The 20,242-nt window shown below is 46.8% G+C and carries 13 protein-coding genes and 1 pseudogene; all 14 read right to left on the bottom strand.

All coding sequences use genetic code 11. The features are described 5' to 3' along the window. Nucleotides 1–66 precede the first annotated feature (66 nt). The 14 genes and pseudogenes from AC2TF5_RS06390 to AC2TF5_RS06325 all read right to left on the bottom strand — a co-directional run bounded on the left by AC2TF5_RS06390 (nucleotide 67) and on the right by AC2TF5_RS06325 (nucleotide 20,062). Nucleotides 67–945, bottom strand: coding sequence for a carbohydrate ABC transporter permease (locus tag AC2TF5_RS06390; protein ID WP_491301364.1), 879 nt, complete (start codon nucleotides 943–945; stop codon nucleotides 67–69). A gap of 14 nt (nucleotides 946–959) precedes the next feature. After that, nucleotides 960–1,904, bottom strand: a complete 945-nt coding sequence (locus AC2TF5_RS06385) for an ABC transporter permease (protein ID WP_491302823.1) — start codon at nucleotides 1,902–1,904, stop codon at nucleotides 960–962. Nucleotides 1,905–2,048: 144 nt separating this feature from the next. Next, nucleotides 2,049–3,671, bottom strand: coding sequence for a type 2 periplasmic-binding domain-containing protein (locus AC2TF5_RS06380; RefSeq protein WP_491301363.1), 1,623 nt, complete (start codon nucleotides 3,669–3,671; stop codon nucleotides 2,049–2,051). A 281-nt stretch (nucleotides 3,672–3,952) separates the two neighbouring features. Next, nucleotides 3,953–5,716 (bottom strand): alpha-L-fucosidase, encoded by a 1,764-nt coding sequence (locus AC2TF5_RS06375; RefSeq protein ID WP_491301362.1) that lies wholly within the window; start codon nucleotides 5,714–5,716, stop codon nucleotides 3,953–3,955. A 13-nt stretch (nucleotides 5,717–5,729) separates the two neighbouring features. Beyond that, entirely contained in the window at nucleotides 5,730–6,917 is a 1,188-nt protein-coding gene (locus tag AC2TF5_RS06370) for a glycoside hydrolase family 88 protein (RefSeq protein WP_491301361.1), read from the bottom strand. A gap of 429 nt (nucleotides 6,918–7,346) precedes the next feature. After that, nucleotides 7,347–8,012, bottom strand: a pseudogene (locus AC2TF5_RS06365) (hypothetical protein). 226 nt (nucleotides 8,013–8,238) lie between these two features. Beyond that, a complete protein-coding gene (locus tag AC2TF5_RS06360; RefSeq protein ID WP_491301360.1) occupies nucleotides 8,239–10,938 on the bottom strand; it encodes a cohesin domain-containing protein in 2,700 nt (899 codons plus the stop codon). Nucleotides 10,939–10,988: 50 nt separating this feature from the next. Then, nucleotides 10,989–12,176, bottom strand: coding sequence for a cohesin domain-containing protein (locus AC2TF5_RS06355; RefSeq protein ID WP_491301359.1), 1,188 nt, complete (start codon nucleotides 12,174–12,176; stop codon nucleotides 10,989–10,991). A gap of 12 nt (nucleotides 12,177–12,188) precedes the next feature. Then, entirely contained in the window at nucleotides 12,189–14,138 is a 1,950-nt protein-coding gene (locus AC2TF5_RS06350) for an S-layer homology domain-containing protein (protein ID WP_491301358.1), read from the bottom strand. A 15-nt stretch (nucleotides 14,139–14,153) separates the two neighbouring features. Continuing rightward, nucleotides 14,154–15,929 (bottom strand): dockerin type I domain-containing protein, encoded by a 1,776-nt coding sequence (locus AC2TF5_RS06345; protein WP_491301357.1) that lies wholly within the window; start codon nucleotides 15,927–15,929, stop codon nucleotides 14,154–14,156. Then, the gene (locus tag AC2TF5_RS06340; protein ID WP_491301356.1) at nucleotides 15,877–16,377 is read right to left on the bottom strand and encodes a YncE family protein; all 501 of its coding nucleotides are present in this window, start codon (nucleotides 16,375–16,377) and stop codon (nucleotides 15,877–15,879) included. Before AC2TF5_RS06340 ends, AC2TF5_RS06345 begins: the two co-directional genes overlap by 53 nt. Before the next feature lie 259 nt (nucleotides 16,378–16,636). Next, nucleotides 16,637–18,169, bottom strand: coding sequence for an extracellular solute-binding protein (locus AC2TF5_RS06335; protein WP_491301355.1), 1,533 nt, complete (start codon nucleotides 18,167–18,169; stop codon nucleotides 16,637–16,639). A gap of 62 nt (nucleotides 18,170–18,231) precedes the next feature. Next, nucleotides 18,232–19,113, bottom strand: coding sequence for a carbohydrate ABC transporter permease (locus AC2TF5_RS06330; RefSeq protein WP_491301354.1), 882 nt, complete (start codon nucleotides 19,111–19,113; stop codon nucleotides 18,232–18,234). A 37-nt stretch (nucleotides 19,114–19,150) separates the two neighbouring features. Further along, a complete protein-coding gene (locus AC2TF5_RS06325) occupies nucleotides 19,151–20,062 on the bottom strand; it encodes an ABC transporter permease (RefSeq protein ID WP_491302822.1) in 912 nt (303 codons plus the stop codon). Nucleotides 20,063–20,242 lie beyond the last annotated feature (180 nt).

The raw sequence follows: 20,242 nt of genomic DNA, 5'->3' as shown, positions 1-20,242 counted from the left end.
GCATTTAATGCGCTAAAATGTATATTTAAATTCATTATAATGCAATCGGTAAGGGGTGGACACCATTTATTCCTTAATGGCGCCGATCAATACCCCTTTGACGAAGTATTTTTGCAGGAAAGGATACAAGCAAATAATCGGCAGCGTGGAAACGATAATCGTTGCATATTTGATCGTCTCGCCAATCGCATATTTGTCGTCCGCTGCGACGCCCGTTGACATCGAGTCGGTCGAATTGGCAATCAAAATTTCACGCAAAACCAGCTGCAGCGGATACATGGTGCGGTCCCGCAAATAGACCAGCGCCGAAAAGTAAGAGTTCCAATGTCCAACCGCATACCATAAAATCATGACCGCAATCACCGGCATAGACAATGGAATGACGATTCGGAACAGAATGGTAAGTTCCCCGGCTCCATCGATTCTAGCCGACTCTTCCAAGGAAATCGGCACTCCCTGAAAAGCGGTTCTCATAATGATCATATTAAAGGTGGAGATGGCGCCGGGAATCAGCAGAGCCCACGGTGTATTCATCATCCCCAGCTTATTGATCAGAATATAATTCGGAATCAATCCGCCGCTGAACACCATCGTCAGTACAATCCCGAACATCATCACATTTTTAAAATACAAATTTCGGCGGGAAAGTACGTATGCCCCAAGTGCCGTCATCAACAGATTGATTGCCGTTCCGGCCGCCACGTAGAAGAGCGTGTTCCTGTAACCGCTCGTAATCATCGGATTTTGGAAAACCGCTTTGTATGCTTCTAGGTTGAATCCGAGCGGCTTCAGCAGCATGCCCCGGTGTTGAATAAAACTCGATGCCTCACTTAAGGAGGCAAACAGAACATACAAAAACGGGTATAACGTAACGAAACAAAGAAGCAGCATCAGCAGCGTATTAATAACGCTGAATACTTTTTCACCTGTTGTTTGTGCGCCCATTGTTTGATTCCTCCTTACCATAATTTATTTTCGGATACACGTTTGCTGATGGCATTCGCTGACACGATCAAAATCAAACTGATGACGGAGTTAAACAAACCAACCGCCGCCGTGAAGCTGTAACTTGCCTCCAAAATACCTTTGCGGTATACGTAGGTGGAAATCACGTCCGCCGTTTCATAAGTGAGCGGGTTATACAGCAGGAGCACCTTTTCGCTGCCGACCGACAACAGGCTGCCCATATTCAGAATGAACATGATCACGATCGTAGGCATAATTCCCGGGATCGTAATATGGAAAATTTGCTTCCAGCGGTTCGCCCCGTCAATTTTGGCCGCTTCATATAACGTCGGATCGATATTGGCGATCGCAGCCAAATAAATGATGGAGCCCCAGCCTACACCCTGCCAAATGCCGGACGATACGAAAATAAACCGGAACCAGCCGGCTTCCTTCAGGAAGTCAATCGGTTCAACCCCGATAAAGCCCAGCAGTTGGTTGATCAGGCCGTCACGGCTCAAAAAATCAAACAGCATGCCTGCAACAACAACGATCGATATAAAATGCGGCAAATAAGAAATCGTTTGAACAACGCGTTTGAACGCCATTTTTCGGATTTCATTCAACAGAATGGCCAAGATGATCGCTGACGGGAACCCGAAAATCAGGTCATAGACATTGATCAGCACGGTATTCTGGATCAGTCTCCAGAAATAGATGCCGTTAAAAAAACTATCGAAATGCTTGAATCCGGCCCATGGACTTCCCCATATGCCGTCGGCAGGAGTATAGTCTTTAAACGCGATTTGCAAACCGTACATCGGACCGTAGTGAAAAATAAGATAATAGGCAATGACGGGCAGCGCCATCAAGTAAATGATCCAGTTCCGGCGCAGGTCCTTCCGTATGATTTGACCTTTGGAAAGATCCTTGTTGCTTTTCGCCGGCCGCTTGTTCATCGGCCTTTTATTTATTACCTGCCACATTCGTCTCCCTGCCTTTCCATGTCGTAATTCTCGTAAAGTTTTTCCGGAATTTTTGAAAAACCGGGAGATGAACCGCTCATCCCCCGGGCCGAAAAGGCACTTGCCTTACTGGAACAATTACCGCTTGTTGAACCGGTCAAGAGCTGCCTGTTGAATTTTGATCGCATCTTCAATACCCATGGTCTCAATTTTCTTCACGTATTTATCGAAGTTCTCGAGCGGCTCGGCGCCCATAATAAACTTCAAGAACATTTCATCCCGGTAAGTGTTGATATCCGTCATTAGCGAAGCGTACTGCGAGCTTTCATCTTTGGTTGGCGTGACGAGCGGCATTCTGCGTTCACCTGTCGGCTGAGACCAAACATCCAGCGCCTCACGCTGGTTCGGCAAAGCCAGATATTGCATTTGGAAATCATCACTCAGAACGAATGGCGCGCTCCAGGTTGAACGGTTATGCTTGGCAAACGACTGCTGCAAGCTGACCCCGCTTGGAGGATTCAGCACTTCCGGCAAAAAGATCGCCTTGCCGTTTTCCATTTTGTAAGCTTCGCCTTCCTTGCCGTAGTTGAACAGCAGATCTCCTTTTTCACCATAAGCATAGTCAAGCCATTTTACCGTTTCAATCGGATTCGTATTGCTTGTCGAGATGGCGGCACCAAAGCCGTTCGTGGCAAAATCCTTTTGTCCCCAGATCGCCTTGTCGCCCTTATTCAGTACCGGATACGGAGCAGCCACCAGATTGAAATTCGGGTCTTTATCCTTCATCAGATTGGCATATTTACCGATACCGCCACCATTATATGTAGGAGCCGCACCAAGTTGGTTGCCCGTCAATTTGGCGTCAAACAGCTTGTCGTTCGGAGCCGCAAAATCCTTATCCAGCAGGCCTTCTTTATACCACTGGTTCAACGTGGCCAGAAACTCTTTATATTCCGGCTGGATCGGGCCGTATTTCACTTGATTATCGATTTGATAGAAACCGTAGTTGATTCCCCAGGCTCCCAGGAAAGGAGCGCCAACGCCCACATCATCCTTGGTGAAATAAAGCGGGATTTCATCCGCCTTGCCGTTACCGTTCGGATCTTTTTCTTTAAAAGCCTTCAGCACTTCATGCCATTCATCAATGGTTGTAGGAACTTCCAGTCCAAGCTTATCCAGCCAGTCCTTGCGGATGGAAGGTCCATAGAACACCCGTACCTTTTCGCCACCCCGGAAGAACGGAAACATAAACAAGCTTCCGTCATCCGTCGTCACCTGCTTTTTCCAATCGGGATTCTCTTCCAGCAGCTTTTTCAAATTCGGTGCATGTTGATCAATCAGATCATTTAATTTAATAATTTTATTGTCTTGAATGGCTTTCTCCGGTCCTCCCGGATATCCAATCCATGAAGTTTCGATCACATCCGGCAGCTTTTCGGAAACCATCATCAGGTTAAACTGCTCTTGCGCTTGAGCCGCATCTGTCGGCGGATGCTGGAATTCCACTTTCACGCCGGTAATGTTCTCGAGCTCCTTGTACATACCCATCTCGGCATATGTTTTCATTTGAGCCGCTACTGCGGAATGCATGCTTACCCAATAGGTGAGATTTGTAAGCTTTTGCGTCTCGCCCGCCTGATTCTCTGCTGATGTACCCCCTTTGTCTTGTTCATTTCCGGAACTGCTTCCGCATGCCGCAAGCGATAAAACCAAAGTAGCTGCTAATACAAAAGTTCCTAATTTCTTGACTTTCCCCTTCATGTAAGCGCCTCCTTTTTGATTGTTACTAAATCGCCGGACTTTGGTTTTATTTCGATCAAGCCGGTATCCAAAGTATAGGGAAAAGTCCTCTTCGCAAGAAACTGGAACATTTTCATCAGCCTTGTATTTTCGTAAGATTTCTAGACTGACGAATCTTCATTTTTCTATCTTTTCTTAAGATCAGTTCATTGCAACCGGGCTGAAGAAGCCTGTCGTGTCGGGGTTTTTCAGCAATCTGTATCATCTATGTATATCATCTGATTCATGCGGGGCAATTTTTCCTAATCAGCGACGCGTACAAGCCGTATTGCCCGGAGTTTAACCGGATCGGCATGCCAAATTTCCGTAAACCGGGGGGATGGATCCTTCAGTTTGGACGAGCCAATCACCAGCGTTTGCATTCCAGCCTGTTCCCAGGTGACATATCCGATCCGAGACAAAACGGCGGTATACGGATGCTGGCACGACGGAGAATGGTCATCCGCCGCGTCTTCCACAAGATTTTTGACGATACTTTGCCCGGCCGTTTCGAGCAGAATGGGTTCCGTGTACAAATCAGCCCATTCCTTGTCATAACGCTTGAAACTGAGGAGCATCAATTCGTATGTGCCAGGCGCGACCAGCTTGAAATTCCATTCCGCACACCGCAGCGCGGGAAGCTCCTGCTCTTCGTCAGCAGCCCGGAGAATGCTTATTTGCGCATGCGGGACATCCAGCTGAAAAACGCCGTCCGGCATTTGGGTCAAAGTACGGTCAAAGTCGTTTTCACCTTCAAGCTCCAGAACGATAACGGACACATGTTGATCCGTTGGCTGCGGCGGCAGGTGAAGCTTCAGTGTGTGTAAATCCAGCTTTCCAACGTAGGTCTGCTCGACCTCAAATCTTGCTTGATTCGGATCTGCCAATGGATAGGCGCGCGATACCTTATTTCGGATACCGCACAACCGCAGACTGCCCGCCGGCCACTTGGCATTATGAATATGAAGATACATCCGTCTCGGCTTTGTTGTAATCGCCCCCCAATCCAGCTCACATGGGAAAGGGCTACCTTCCGTACTGTATACCGCTTCCGCATTGCGTCGGGTCCACTCGCCGACCTCCCGCAAACGTTCCGCAGACCGTTCCGGGATGGTTCCTTGCGGAGTCGGTCCGACATTAAGCAGCAGGTTGCCTCCTTTCCCGATGACATGGACGAGCTTTTGAATTAATGCATCCGCCGTTTTCCATATCTGATCCCGGGTCGTATATCCCCATGACTGGTTCAGCGTCATCGGCGTCTCCCAAGGTCTCATGTCCTCGCCGCTCATTCCGATTTCATTGTCTCCCTTGGACACGTAATCGCCCATTCCCATGTAATGGGACACCCTGGAATTGATTAGACAGTCCGGCTGAAGACTGCGCACTTGTTCTATAATGTCCTTGCTGTCCTCCTCGGACAAACCTCCGGCAGTATCGAACCACAATAGGCCGACCCGGCCGTATTCCGTAAGAAGTTCCTTTAATTGCGGTTTTGCTTTTCCTTCCCAATATTCAGTAAATCGCTTCTCCTCCAGCTTGTAATCCCATGTATTGTTATGCTCTTTATGAACGGCATGCGGATGATGCCAATCGATCACATGCGAATAATAGAAACATAAGACGATGCCCGCTTCCCGGCAGGCCTCGGCCAGTTCCTTCATCGGATCCCGGCTGAAAGGCGTCGAGTCCACGATATTAAATGGATCTGCTTTCGAGTGATACATCGCGAAGCCGTCATGATGTTTGGCTGTAATGACGATATACCGCATGCCCGCATCTTTCGCCAGGGATACCCAGGCTTTGGCATCAAACTCCGTTGGATTGAATAGCTGCGCCAGCTGCTCATATTCACGTAGCGGCGTCTTTTGCGCATACATGATCCATTCGCCTTGCGCTGGAAGCGCATACAATCCCCAGTGGATGAACATGCCGAATCTCGCCTCGGTCCACCATGCCGTCCGCGGATCCCTCCCGTTTATTCCTGCATGATTGCTCCCGTTCTCCGCGCCACTTGCTTTCCCCATCATTACCGCTCCCCTTCTACCAATATGGTTTCCAGTCTTTGGTGACCCGGACAAGCGCTTCATACATGTAGTAGTCGCCCCAGATACAGCACTCGTTAACGCCGTTATTTCCCGGCTTGCTGTACACCGCATGCAGCAGAATGCCGTTGGATTCCGGCGTTTCGCGCGTCATGTAATTGTCGATCAAGGACTCCAGAATATGCAGGGCCGCGTTTTCATACAGCCGTTTAAGGGAATCGGTCAACGGCAGATGCCCGGCGGTTTCAAGCAGGCCGCAGACGGCAATGGCGGCGGCGGAGCTGTCCCTCTCTTCTTCGCCCTCCGTAAAGATCAAATCCCAATAGCTGACATAGTCTTGCGGCAGCCGGTTTAAGAAATAATTCGTAATTTTTTTCGTCAGCTCAATCAGCCCGAAATCATCCGTATAGCGGTAAGATAACGGGAAGCCGTACATCCCCCAGGCTTGCCCGCGCGACCAGCAGGAATCGTCCGCATACCCTTGCGCGGTGGAGCCATACTTCGGTTCACCCGTTTCGGTATCCATATAAAAGGTATGGAAGCTGGATGCATCCTCCCGGATCAAATATTGTGCCGCCATCTGGACATGGGAAGCCGCAGCATCCTGATATTTATGTTCACCGGACACTTCGCTGGCCCAATATAACAGCGGCAGATTCATCAAGCAGTCGATAATCATTCGGCCCTGCTGCCTTGGATCGCTTAAGTTCCCCCATGCCTGAATGATCCCCGCTTTATCCAAATAGCGGATGTAAAGAAGCTCCGCGGCTGCCAAAGCGAGCTGCTTGGCCTCTTCATTTCCAGTCAATTTGTAAGCGGAGACGCAGGACAATGTGTAGAGAAAACCCAAATCATGCGTATCTGTGTAACGGCGTTCTTCTACCCGCTGCTTGTAGCTGCCCAGCTGATTTTCGGCCGCCAGGCGGTATTTCGCATCCCCTGTCGTCTCGTAGGCAAGCCAAAGCATCCCCGTCCAAAACGCCGGCGTCCATTCGGTATTTCCAACCTGCCTGTAAACGTTGTTCGTACTGGCTTCGGAAGGAAAAGTGCCTTCGAATGTTTCAAGATTGCGGTCCACCTGTCCCACAATAAAGTCTATCGCCTCTTTGCAGCGCTCTTTGGTCAGCTGCGGTGTACGATCATACCTGCCGACATCCTGAATACCTTCATCTTTAATCTGCCTCATGTTTGCATTCCTCCCCGGTATGGATATGGTCTTACGGATTGAATTGTAACCAGAGAAGGACGAAGACGACAATCGTTATCTTTTCGTATGGACTGCTGTTTTTACTTCGCATTCGTGCAGTTGAAAAAAAGTTGATACGGTTGAATAATCGTTGGTAGGATCAAAGCTTAATTGGATGTAGAAAGTTGTACAAAGTACAACATCACTTCGTGACTCTGCGCCAAAAGCCGCATTGTTGCACTTTATACAACAAAGCGGATAATAAATAATCTGTTAGCCTCATGTGGGGGGGAATTATTGTAGAATTCACAACAATATTTGTATAATCAGGCCCTCTGCCAGCCCATTGTTGTATAACATACAAGATTAACACCATAACCGTTTAGGTCAGCGTATACATGCGATACAGCATCGTTAACCATACTCCTCTTACAACAACTGCTCCGGGATGTTTTCCTTCACTTCATAGTAACAAGTGTATTTACCTTGAACGATCGAACAGAGCAACCCTTTCTCCACTAATGCCTGCAACCATTTGCGGGCTGTGCGAAAGTTTACTTGATAACAGTCAACAACATCTTTCGGGCGCAACGGTTTTCCTAAGCTCCACGCCAGCCGCAACACCTCTCTTTCAGAAGGTGAAATTGAAGACACAGTCTTATTGCGAATTAGATACAGACTCATGACTAATTGCAGTAGCATGCGGCATACTTCGGGACGGTTTTGTACGTCAACAAAGGAAAAGTGAATCATTTTCCATCCCATTCCTGTAAGAAATGTATCTCAATTCAGAGCGTAGCTGAATCTTTCACGGTCCATGTCTTTGACATGACTTTGAAAGCCGTCACACTCTATTCCGAAACGACCAAACGGCAGAATAAACGCGAAATCTAGAAATTGTGATTTACGGTTCCAATCATAAACCCCATACTCGGGGTGCAGATGATCCAGATTACCGAACAGAGGCCACCACACGTTTTGGAGCAGCAGCTTTTCAGCATAGTTGTGTCCTCTGAGAAGTCGCCCTCTTCTCTCACCTGCTCGAGAGTCGAGGTGTCGGTCGAGGAATGCTTGATGCGCTTGTTCAAAGTTCATTCGAATACGCTCCCCTTTCAATAGAAATAAAAAACGCCCTTCAGCCGCTAGGCAAAAGGACGTTCTTCGTCTATAAAGAATATATCATTGAACGGGCATAAAATGATCCTGGTCACCAGATTTTTGTACGGAAGCCATTAGTCTCAACTATTTTGATTGAACGCATAACAAGAAGCTGAGCAATTGGATTAACTATCCGGACAATCCGGTGCGGTCAATGCCGGACTTAATTCATAATCTTAAGACCGACAAGTGCCATGTCTGCTACATCGATCTTTCCATCCCCATTCAAATCCATATGGCGGTTATGATCTTGAATCGAAAGTCCAACCTGTTTCGAAATCAGCATCAGATCAAGCACATCAACCTTGCCGTCGCCATTGAAGTCTTCTGGAATTTTCGGTAAACCTATTGAAATTTTTACGGGCTTATCCTGCCCAAGCACATCGATATGTCCTGTCTGATCACCGTCTAAACGAATCGTTTCCGCTCCCTTTAACAGCGTAACAACAGTATCACCTTCAACACCGATGGCTTTTAATGTAATTTCAGCAAGGCTGGCATCACCGTTAATACTATTCTCCTTCAATTGGGTTCCTACCAGCGTAAGGATGCCGCCTTCATTAGCCCATGTCATGTATCCCTGCTCTTTCCAGGCCTCGGTTGCACTGACATTAACGACTTCCCATTTATCTGTTTCATATTGAATTTTAGCCTTGAAACCATATAATTGGGACGCCTGTTCCATCTGAAGTGTCATGGAAACCGTCTGTCCAGGTTTCGCTGAGGCCGGAGCGGCAAGCTTTAATTGACCGGCATTTTCATATTCAGCATCCGAAATTGGGATCATCATCAGATTCCCCATGCTGGATGCATCTGCATAATAAATATTTTCACTGCCGTTAGCATCTTTCGCTATGTTCATGAATTTCACTTCCATGCTGTCAGGAACTAAACGAACATGATCCATGGTTTTGGGATCGATAATCGTAATCCGGTCGGCAAGATCCATGTACAGCAGTCCGTCTTTGCTCCAGTAGGAATGATAAGGGCGCCACATGCCGTAATTGTTAATGTCCGAATAAATATTTTTATAATCGATCAATTCATTCGTTTTTGGATTCAGCTTAAACAAAATCCCGTTCACGCCGCCCCAAATATTCCCGTCCGGCCCCACCGTCAATCCGCTGATCATCGGCGGATTGCTCAACCCCGGAATATCCAGCGTAAATTCGGTCACTTTCTTCTTGTTAGCCACATCCCAAACGAACATTTTGGCGGATCGTTCCGATGGCGAAAGGCCCAATCCGCCATGCACCGTCGTGGAGCCGTAAATATACCCATCCTTATAGGCGAGTCCAACAATGCTCTGGTTTTTGACGATATCCCGGAATACCTCATGCTTGTCTGTAACCGGATCATAAATCGTAAGCGCTCCGCCAAGCTGCCCGTAGTCTGGAATGGTCCCGATCATGATTTTGTCTTCTATCGTCTTCATGATATAAGGCCGGTCCTGATGATCACCAATGGTAAATACCTTTTCGGCTTTGGGCACAGGCTGTGTCGTATCCGCTTTATAGACATGCCCTCCCGGATATACGCCAAAATACATATCGTTGCCGTGGGCAATCATACCCTCGGCTTGTTCAAGGACAAACGTTGTGTATTTAAGGGTTACTGGATCGAATTGGGCGGCTATGCCTCCCGGATAACCGGACATATACAGCTTTTCGTCAGGTCCCTGTTCGATATTGTGAATCGGATTCGGCTGCCCCTGCAGAACGGACGGGAAGTTCTCAATCGTTTCGTCCACAACATTAAAAATGCTGTAATCGCCATTGCCCTTCATCGTCACAAAGGACTGCTCTTTGCCGTTCGTGTCGAATTCCACCCATCCTGCGCCCCGGAACGACGTTCCATATTTGATGGCGGTCAGACGCGTTTCGAACGTATCCAGATTGACTTCCGTCACATGACCGTTGGCGGGTACATACAATTTGTTGTCTTTCGCAACCAGCTGGTTGAATGAAAAGACGCCTGCACCCGTAACGCCTCCCGCATCCTTCCCGACTTTGTGAGGCAGCCACTCTTTTGTTGTCAAATCGTAGAACAGCAGCGTCATGGACGGATCGCCAAACTTGACGGCCAACAATCCATTCACAACTGTCATGTCATAGGCAAAAGGAACAGCACTCGCTTCTACACCGAGTAAGACTGCTACTCCATCGGAGATGACCTGCTTCTCGCCGGTCTCCACATTCAGGCGGACCACATCGCCCTTTGTTCCGATTCCGGCATATACATAACCTTCATGATATGCAATGGACCGGACATATTCTTGTCCTTGAACCATACTGCCATAATCACGGAACTTTTTGTTCACGGGATCATACTTAAACACTTTGCCGCTTTGAAAGGTACCGCCATACACATTCCCCTTCTCATCCGTGGTCAAGGTCCAGATCGATTTCTCTCCTTTAATCGGCTCTCCTAAATTTTGTACGGTTTTCGTAAGGGGCGAATATGCCCATAAGTCGCCTTTGGTTTGTCCGGATGTCGTAATCCCGCCGATATACACGGTTCCGTCCGGGGCGATCGTATGTCTCCAGCTTTGCTGGGTTCCGTCTAATGGAAAAGAACGGATTAATTTGTTGTCCATAACATCCACGACATTGAAAATAGCCGTGTCACCATTAACGGTTGTATAAAATACATCTCTTCCATCCTCTTTGCCGACCACAGCATCACTAACGGCTACTCTGGATATAGGCACACCGAGATCTACCGGTTGTCCAAAAGTTTTACCTTTGAATCGAACTGGCTCTCCGCTCTCCGCTCCTGCGGGTAAAGCGCCGGAGAACGTTACAGAAGATATTATTAAGATAGCGAATGACAGCATCATCCATTGTTTCAGCTTCATATGCATCGTATTCCTCCTCAAAAAATTTGTAGCAACCTCGTTATTTCAGAAGAAAATTAGTTTTTCATCACTTTAAGAGCAACTAAGCCAACATCCGTGATATCGATAATTCCATCCCCGTTCAGATCATAGTGTTGAATACCTCCTTCCGGCTTCTTATCTACGTTTTTTCCGATCAGTAACAAATCAACCAGATTCACCACACCGTCGTGGTTCAAGTCTTCCTCACTATCCATGATTGTAATCCTAGCTTTGACATCACTCGGCAACAGGACAAGATCTTGATCAACCTGAGCATTAACAGGTGCAAGAATAGAGTCTCGCTGAATAGTAAGCGTTGTATTTCCTGTCTGGTCCAGCACCTGGAATGTTACATTCGCGATGGTCTTATTACCGTTTAAAGAATGGTTTTTGAGCTGAGAAGTTATAATCCGAAGTTTTCCGTTTTGATCCTTCCAAGTCAAAAAAGCCTCCTGACCATCTTCAAATTCGGGATCAAGCTTAACCTCGGTAACCTTCAGAGTCTTTGTATCATAGGTGAGACTCAGATCGGCCGCATAAAGATTCACAGCATCATTTACTGAAATATTTACCGTAACCGGTTTGTCTTTCGTTGCTGAAGCAGGTGCGAGCAGCGATAGACTCATATCCTTCTGTTCATAGGTCAATTTGAAGTCATCATAATAGGCGACCGCGGTAAAAAAATTACTAATTGATGCAAAGACGGATGCATATTTGGCGTTTTCAGGTGCAATCCCCTTTACCTCGCCTTTAAACCACTCATTTTTAGGACTTCGATAATGGAACAGAGCATCAGCGCCTACCTGCTTATTATTCTCATCATAAAAACGAAGAAGCAGTGTTGCCGCTACGGTAGGTTCTTCAAGATACATCATTGCAGAAGCGGTGTATTCTGTTCCCGGTTTGACTGGCAAGGGAGCGCTCTGAATGATTGTTCCTCTTGTTGTTGATGTATCTCTTAATCTCACGCTGCTTTTCCCCGAATAAGCGCGGTCAGTTGTCACTTCATAGTAAGCATCTTCATAAGGCTGCCACAAAGGCTTCCATCCCGGTATAACAGAATCTATAACCTCTTCTTCAAATCCGGCATTTGGAATTTCAATCTCTTTTGTTTGGAATCCACTCGCAGCAGCAGCCGTTGGAACATCAGAGACAGTGAGCACCGTTGTCATCAAGAGAATAAAGGCGGTAAATATAATTAACACTTGCCGTAAAAGTTTCAATAGACTCCCTCCTTATATTTGGTTTAGCCAGCGAAGCAATATGATTGCCGCTTCTGAACGGGAAGCATGGTCCTTCGGAGAATAATTATTAACGGCGTTACCTTTAATGAATCCTTTTTCCTTAGCGGAATAGATGGCCTCTTTCGCCCAGCTGCTAATCTGATCATCATCCCGGAATTTGTTATCGTCTTCTGAAACAGCAGACTTTCCGGCAGCACCGGTTGCATTCATCAGCATAACGGCCATTTGCTCCCGGGTTAGTTTCTCATTAGGTTGGAAGCTATTGCCGTTCCCTTTGACGATTCCCGCTTCCCAGGCAGCATACACTTCTCCGGTATACCACGCCCCCGCTTTCACATCCTTAAATACATTCGGTGACTTGGTTGAAACCTCAAGATTCATCGCTCTTACTAACAACGAAGTGAATTCAGCACGTGTTATTTCCTGGTTAGGTGAAAATTCCCCCTGTCCTGTTCCGAACATTAAATGTTTGGCCGATAAAGCTTCAATTGCGTGTTTTGCCTCGTCATATAATTTCTGAATATCTGTATAATCCACGGAATATTCCATGATCGCATAAGTACCGGGTTGATTAACATCAAGCTCATACAGTCCGTTCATCTGTTTTGCGTTCCGCATGTATTTCCAAGAACCGAGTACGTCCCACTTATAAACGCCCAGTTTATGGAGCTGTTCATCTGCTGCTGTGAATGGAAGGACAAGGCCGATGTTACCCGGCAGTTGAGTAACTGACACGTACTCAGCCCCTGCCACCGTCGACACATCAAGGTTATAGGAAACAAGTTGCCTCAGCTGATTGTTATATCCCTTAAAAGTTGATGACGAGGAAAAAAGACTTATCCGTACAGCACTTTTCTTCGGAAGCGATCCAGGATAAATCTTCACCTTACCCTGTGCCCACTCCAATACCATCGTCATTCCGTTTTTTTCTAACAGTACTATTTGTTCGGCAGTCATATGCAGTGAAGTCACCGGTTTTGTACTTGAAGCAAGCGGTAAGATGACAACTTTGTCTACAGCCGGTTGCAGCCCATGTTTCTTGGACAATGTCAGCAGATCCGTTATGGATTTCACGGCAAACTGCAAGGATTCATCGTTTATTGTGGCAGATCCGTCTGAGGAAGTTGTTCCCAAGGTTACACTCCGTTGAAGATCTTCGATCAGTTTCTTAAACGTGGCTTCCCACTGCGTCCGCTTGTCGCCCGAGAAAGAAGGATTTTCTTTGGCAAACAAGCTGCTGACCGCAGATACCGCCTCTTTCAACTGACGTTTATTAAGCATTTGTTCAATTTCCTTAAGAGCCTTGGTTAAATCACCATCTGTTGCATTTTGCCCTCCCGGGTTTACCGGTGTGCTCGGGGATGAAGGAGTATCGGGATTAGAAGGCACGCCTGGATTCGTGGAACCCTGGACGGCTATGCTCAGTGGGCCCTGAACGATCATTGTAATTTCCTTCAAATCTTTCAATCCTGCTTCATTCTTAAAAGACTCCGTTGAAACTGCCTTTATCTCTAGCAGCTCGACAGTTGCCTTACCTGCCTCATGAGCGGTAAAGCTTAGTTCAGCTATGTCTAGAGCAGGTACTTCTGACACATTTGACACTTGTTCCCGCAGCAGAGGCAAGAGAACCGTTCCCTTATCGGCATCTGTCTTCTTGCCGCCAAAATCGTTATATCCACCAACCGCTACAGCTTCTTTCAACACCAATTTTGATGCGTCATATTTCACACGGAACTGAATACCATATAAATCCGTAACATGGTGGACCGAAACCTTTATTTTCACCACATCACCTTTGGATACTGTAGAAGCTTCAGTTTTTAGTGAGATAACGCTTTCATCTCTTCCTTTAGTAACAGCAGCCGCCGCAGCTGGGGAAGCAACTGCTATGATGAGGCACAACATAATAGCAGGTATGGTGATTCGCATCCATTTCATCATTGTTCTACCCTCTCCTCATTCTTGGAATCCATTCTCCATCATCGATAAGCCTACTAATCCGACATCTGTCACATCTATCATTCCGTCTCCATTTATATCTAAATGAGAGATTGTATCCGAAACAGGACTGCCAGTATGTTTTGCAACCATCATTAAATCGAGGAGATTGACCTTACCATCACCATTCACATCCGTGGAAGGTTTAGTTCCGGGTTGTTCTGTTCCGCTGTCATTGACTGGAATCATTTTTAGACGGGTTCCTTCAACATAATAGATGTTTCCATCATCTCCGATTGTCATATAGCTGGTTTTAGGCCCAGTGTACACAACTTCCATCGTACTGATATCGAGCACTGTTATTTTTCCGTATAGATCTGTATATAACAGTCCATCTTGTCCCCATCGCAGGTGGATAGGATTCCACATGCCGTAATTTTGCACTTCCGGATATATTGACGCTTCTTTCTCGATTTCCAGCGTATCCGGGTTCACCGCAAAGATGATTCCGTCTGCCGCTGCCCAGAGCAACCCGTCTGGACCAAAGGTTAAACCGCTGATCATAACCGGCTTTTTAAGAGCAGTTGACAGATCTGGAGTAAATTCAGTTATTTTGCTGTCTGTTACCGTATCCCAGACAAACATTTTGGCCTCGGTTGCTGTAGGTTCTATGCCAAGTCCGCCATGAATACTGGTGGATCCATAAACCTTTCCGTCTCTGTATGCCAGACCGACAATGCTCTGGTCCTCGACAACATTTCTGTAAACCGAATATGTAACCGATGTAACAGAGGCAGGTTCGTAAGTCACTAATGAACCTCCAAGTTTACCGTATAAAGGCACCGTTCCGAAAAACACTTTGTCATCCCCTGCCGCAAACACATACGGCCGATCCTGTTCTTCACCAATGCTGAACTTGTAAATCGGATTTTCATTTGGCTGGATAGGAAGGTCAGGAGTGAGTTCATGGATCTCAGCGCCAGGGTATATGCCAATATAAAGCTTATCCCGGTAGGCCCCCATACTCTCCGCCTGATTCATTGTAAACATTTCTCGAGACTTGGTTACCGGATTATAACGTGCACCGTTTGCGCTAGGATAAGCACTCATGTACAGATTCCCGTCTGGACCTTTTTCAAGAATATGGAGAGGTGCACTTTGCCCTTCCACAATTGGATAAAGTTCCTCACGAACGCCTTGTTCAGGCTGCATCAAAGTGACGATACCATTGAATTGGATGCTGGCCAGTTTCATATTTTGAATGTCTGAACCAATCCAACCGGAATTTTTCATAGACATGACCTGGGAGATGCCCGTATCTCTCACTTCATGAGAGGTAAGATCAAAAGACACTAGTTTTTGACTTTTCAAGAAATAAACTTTTCCGTTCAGTTCCGGAGATACTTTAACACCGTCAAATCCATCTACAGCAGTGTCAAGCCACTCCTTGTTGACCAGATCATAAATAATCAACTTCTTTATAGAACCGCCTGATAAATGGGCAAACAAGTAGTCTCCCGCCACATCAAGATTGTAAACAAACGGATATTCACTTACGCCCGGTATTGGTTTCAACGGAATTTCTTCTTTCGCGCCGCTTGTCGGATCCATCTTAATCAAATGTCCGGTTGAGCCTGTACCAGCATAGATCGATCCGTTATGGTAAGCCATTGACCGAACATATTGCTGTCCTTCAACTGCGCTGCCGAAATTGATATATTGTTTTTGAGTAACATCATACTTAAAAATCTTCCCTCCAGGAAAGGTTCCTCCATAATACGTTCCCATCATCATCAAGTGTCATAGACCAGATGCCACCTTCTCCCGGTATGGGTGTTCCCAGCTCTTCAATCTTCCCGCTTGATGAGTCATAACGATACAAAATATTGGAGGTCGACCCTACGTAAACGCTTCCATTTTTATCCGCCTTATGTACCCATGCCTGTGCACTGCCCTTCAGTGGTAGTGTATCCACGATTTCATAAGTGCTAAGATTGATTACGTTAAGCATTGCGGGTGTACCACTCACTGTTGTATACATATAATCATTGCCATTAACCTTGTTATATGCACTATCAAAAATGCTGATCTGTTGTATCGGAGATCCCAGATCAACTGGCTGTCCGAATGTGGTATCGGTGTTGCTTGCCTCTACTCGTCCGGAATTGCTCAAAAACATAGAGATTGGAATAAGTACCGACAGACACCAGAGCATTGATTTCCGAAATAAGGAATACATCATTTCATCTCCCTCTCTCACACATTTAGAATTCTGTTTCATCTGCTTTTACCAATTACTCTCCTTTCACTATTTGTTAGATGATTCGACTTCACATTCATTGGTGTACATCTTGATAGTTGACTTTAATACTAGTAGAGCCAAATTATAACTGTCAATGATTTTACATTTACAGACTTTTTAAGGACACAATATCAGCACCTGTGTGTGCAAAAAATACAAAGAGGAGCGCCCGACTATGGCGCTCCTCTCTATCAATTACTTACTTCGCAACCTTCTTCTCATATTCCTTGTTCATTTCTTCAGTAATGAGCTGCAAGTTTTTATCCTGCTTCAACTGCTCGATGAATTGATCGTACGCCTCGATCGTCTCTTGGCCGATGATGACCTTCGTACGTATGTCATCGACTTTCTTCTCAATCTCCGGATAGAGACGGTTATACGCGTCTGAATACAATCCTCGCGCTGGCTCCAGCACCGCAATCTTCTTGCGTTCGTTCACAATCTGCACGTTGCGCTCATACAAGTCGTCCGGCATGCCAACTGCACCGATCGACATATCGTCACTGATAAGATGGAATAAGCTCGACATATTACCATCGCCCACCATATCTTTTTTACCTTGTTCCGTAAGTACTTTCTTTCCATCTTCCTCATTATAGTGAACACCTTTCATACCATGATACAGCATGACGTTACCTTCCGGACTGTTGCCGTAATCGAATACCTCAAGAATCTTCTTCACCTTCTCCTCAGACACTTTCTTCGGAATGAGGTACACACCGTAATAAGACGAGCCAGATGGCGTGTATTTGAAGCCGTTCGGGTTCTCTAAATACGTAGTTGGAATAAGTTCAGCTTCCGGAATCGCCTCACGGATTACCATACCGTGTCCCCATACCGAATTCATCGAAAAGTCACTCGTACCCACTTTCCCGCCGCGCACGAGATCAACGACTTGGGAAAACTTCATAATGGCAAAGTCTTTCGGAAACAGCCCCTCGTCAAATGCCTTCTTAATCCAGAGAAGCGCGTCGCGAGATGCATCCTCCGTAATGACCGGTACAAGCTTGCCATCCTTCAACTTCCAGTTTCCTATTGTTTCGTTATAAATGCCATACATGAAGAGAAGCGAACCTGGTGTCGTTGCGTAAGGAATTTCATCTTTCTGACCATTTCCGTTCGGATCCTTGTCTCTAAACGCCACCAACACGTCGAACAACTCGTCCATCGTTGTCGGCGCCTCTAAGCCCAGCTTGTCCAACCAATCCTTGCGCAGCATCGGGAACAGTCCCCCGCCATAGCTCGGGTAATAGCGCGGAATGGCATAGTTCTTGCCGCCAACCTTCGAATCCTCCCACATCTGTGCAAGCTGTGGGCTGCTTAGATTCGGATAATCCTTAATATAAGGCGTCAAATCCCAGAACACTCCTTGCTGGATCATCTTCTGAAGCTGCGAGTTGTTGAGGGTTTCGACAAACGTCACGTCCGGCAAGTCCCCCGAAGCAAGCATCACGTTCACTTTGTCCTGGATCGTCGTCGGTGTGAGCCACGTAATGCTAAGCTCCGTATTCGTCTTCTTCTCGAGCTCCTGCCAGAGCGGACTGCTCTTGTCCACCATATCCTGCGCATAGTTCAGTGTCTGCATCGTAATCTTTGTCGGGCTGCTATCGCCTGCTTGACCGGACGCATTGTCCTTACCGCCGCCGCAGCCCGACAGTAATACCGAGCTAGCCAGCAGAAGCAGCATCGACGTTTTGAGCACAGATGTCAATTTTTTGTGTTTGATTTGCATGTGTGGATCCTCCCTTTTTTACCTTGTCATGGTATTTAACCTTGTGCATCCTTATATGATTATCATTCTTTGACAGAGCCGACCATCGCGCCTTTGGCGAAGTGCTTCTGTAAGAATGGATACACCAGCATAATCGGTACGGTCGCGATAACAACCGCTGCCATCTTAAGCGTCTCCGAAGGCATTTGACGGTTTAAGCGGAACTCCAGCCCACCTGTTCCTCCACCCATCGTCGACGGATCCACCAACATATTCTGTAGCAGTACCTGCAGAGGCCACTTCGTCTGATCGTTGATGAACATAAGGGCGTTGAAGTACGTATTCCAATATCCGACCGCGAAAAACAGTCCGAACGCCACCAACGCCGGAAGCGACAACGGCAACATAATACGCCAGAAGACACCGATTTCATTGCAGCCGTCTATGCGTCCCGCTTCTTCCAGACTGTCCGGAATGCTGTCAAAGAAGCCCTTCATCAAAAGTACGTACCAAGCGCTCGTGAGAGCCGGAAGGATAAGCGACCACGCGCTGTCTATGAGCCCCAAATTGCGGACAACCAAGTACAGCGGCACCAAACCCGGCTGGAACAGAAACGTCAGTAGAATAAGAAACATAATCGTTTTGCGGAACGGGAGGCGCTTTCGCGACAAGGCATAAGCCATCCCCCCCGTTACAATAAGGCTAAACGCCGTCCCCGCTGTAGCGAGAAACGTGCTCATGCCAAGCGAGCTCATAAACAGACCGTTCGACAACAGATGCTTGTAGGCATCAAGCGTCCAATTCTGCGGAAACAGGATAAGCGGCCGGCTGTAATACTCCGTTGGATCCGTAAAGGACAGTACAACCGTATAATAAATGGGAAATACAGTTGCCAAACTGATCAGCAGCAATAACGATACGTTGGTAATGTTAAACAGGCGGTCTTTCCAGCCTAAATCTCTCATGAAGCTCGACTCCTCTCATGCACATTACTTTCACCCGTCAATACAGGCTGTCTTGCCCGAATTTCTTCGCTACTTTGTTGGCCGTCACGACGAGGATAACGCCGACAAGCGATTTAAACAGGCCGATGGCCGTACTGTAACTAAATTCCCCTTGCTTGATGCCGACTCGGTACACATACGTGTCGAACACTTCGGCCACATTCGACACCGCTGCGTTCATCATAAGATAAATCTGCTCGAAGCCCGTATCCATAATCGTCCCGAGACGAAGAATGAACAGAATCATAATGACGTTGCGCATGCCGGGTAGCGTAATATGCCAAATGCGGCGCATTCGTCCAGCCCCGTCCATGACGGCTGCTTCATACAACTGCGGATCGATGCCGGCGATAGCCGCGAGGAAAATAATCGTGCCCCAGCCGACTTCTTTCCATATGGACTGCGCAGTCAGCATGCCCCAGAAATAATTGGGGTTAGACAAAATATCTATAGTGTCATTACCTATGGAAATCATAAATTTGTTCACCAAGCCCTCGGATTGAGAGAACATGAGGAACGTCAAGCCATAAATAAGTACCCAAGACAGAAAGTGCGGAATGTAAATCAGCGACTGCACCGTCCGCTTGACGATGGCATTGCGCACTTCATTCAGCATGATAGACAGAATGATGGGTGCCGGAAAGAAGAAAATTAAATTGAGAAAACTTATGGCCAGCGTGTTGCGCAGCAGCATATAGAAATCTTCATTGCTAAAAAAACGGCTGAAGTGTTCGAATCCGACCCATGGACTCCCCGTTATGCCGAAATACGGTGAATAGTCCTGAAAGGCAATAACCAAATTCGTAATCGGAATATACTTAAACACAATGAAAAAAATGATGCCTGGCAAAGCTAGCAGAAGCAGATACTTCTCCCGCTTGACATCCGCCCAAACGCTCCGTCGCCCCATCCGTTTAGTAGAGACAGAGCTACCCTTCTTTCCCGCGGCAGTTGCGGCGCTACCTTGTCGATTCATATAAAAACCTCACTTTCATGTTCATGCTAACGATGTCATTACCGGAACGGTTAACCTAAATGTAAGCGCTATCAAAATTACTTGCAATTTGACTTTTTTTCCGTTCGGAGCGCT

It is taken from the genome of Paenibacillus sp. JNUCC 34 (assembly GCF_058269055.1).
This window is presented reverse-complemented; position numbering and strand designations above follow the sequence as displayed.

Bases quoted from the DNA above. Each gene is read 5' to 3' on its own strand.
- AC2TF5_RS06340 (WP_491301356.1), bottom strand. From the start codon at position 16,377: ATGATGTATTCCTTATTTCGGAAATCAATGCTCTGGTGTCTGTCGGTA.
- AC2TF5_RS06345 (WP_491301357.1), bottom strand. From the start codon at position 15,929: ATGATGATGGGAACGTATTATGGAGGAACCTTTCCTGGAGGGAAGATT.
- AC2TF5_RS06375 (WP_491301362.1), bottom strand. From the start codon at position 5,716: ATGATGGGGAAAGCAAGTGGCGCGGAGAACGGGAGCAATCATGCAGGA.
- AC2TF5_RS06330 (WP_491301354.1), bottom strand. From the start codon at position 19,113: ATGAGAGATTTAGGCTGGAAAGACCGCCTGTTTAACATTACCAACGTA.
- AC2TF5_RS06390 (WP_491301364.1), bottom strand. From the start codon at position 945: ATGGGCGCACAAACAACAGGTGAAAAAGTATTCAGCGTTATTAATACG.
- AC2TF5_RS06360 (WP_491301360.1), bottom strand. From the start codon at position 10,938: ATGCATATGAAGCTGAAACAATGGATGATGCTGTCATTCGCTATCTTA.
- AC2TF5_RS06370 (WP_491301361.1), bottom strand. From the start codon at position 6,917: ATGAGGCAGATTAAAGATGAAGGTATTCAGGATGTCGGCAGGTATGAT.
- AC2TF5_RS06385 (WP_491302823.1), bottom strand. From the start codon at position 1,904: ATGAACAAGCGGCCGGCGAAAAGCAACAAGGATCTTTCCAAAGGTCAA.
- AC2TF5_RS06350 (WP_491301358.1), bottom strand. From the start codon at position 14,138: ATGATGAAATGGATGCGAATCACCATACCTGCTATTATGTTGTGCCTC.
- AC2TF5_RS06325 (WP_491302822.1), bottom strand. From the start codon at position 20,062: ATGGGGCGACGGAGCGTTTGGGCGGATGTCAAGCGGGAGAAGTATCTG.
- AC2TF5_RS06380 (WP_491301363.1), bottom strand. From the start codon at position 3,671: ATGAAGGGGAAAGTCAAGAAATTAGGAACTTTTGTATTAGCAGCTACT.
- AC2TF5_RS06335 (WP_491301355.1), bottom strand. From the start codon at position 18,169: ATGCAAATCAAACACAAAAAATTGACATCTGTGCTCAAAACGTCGATG.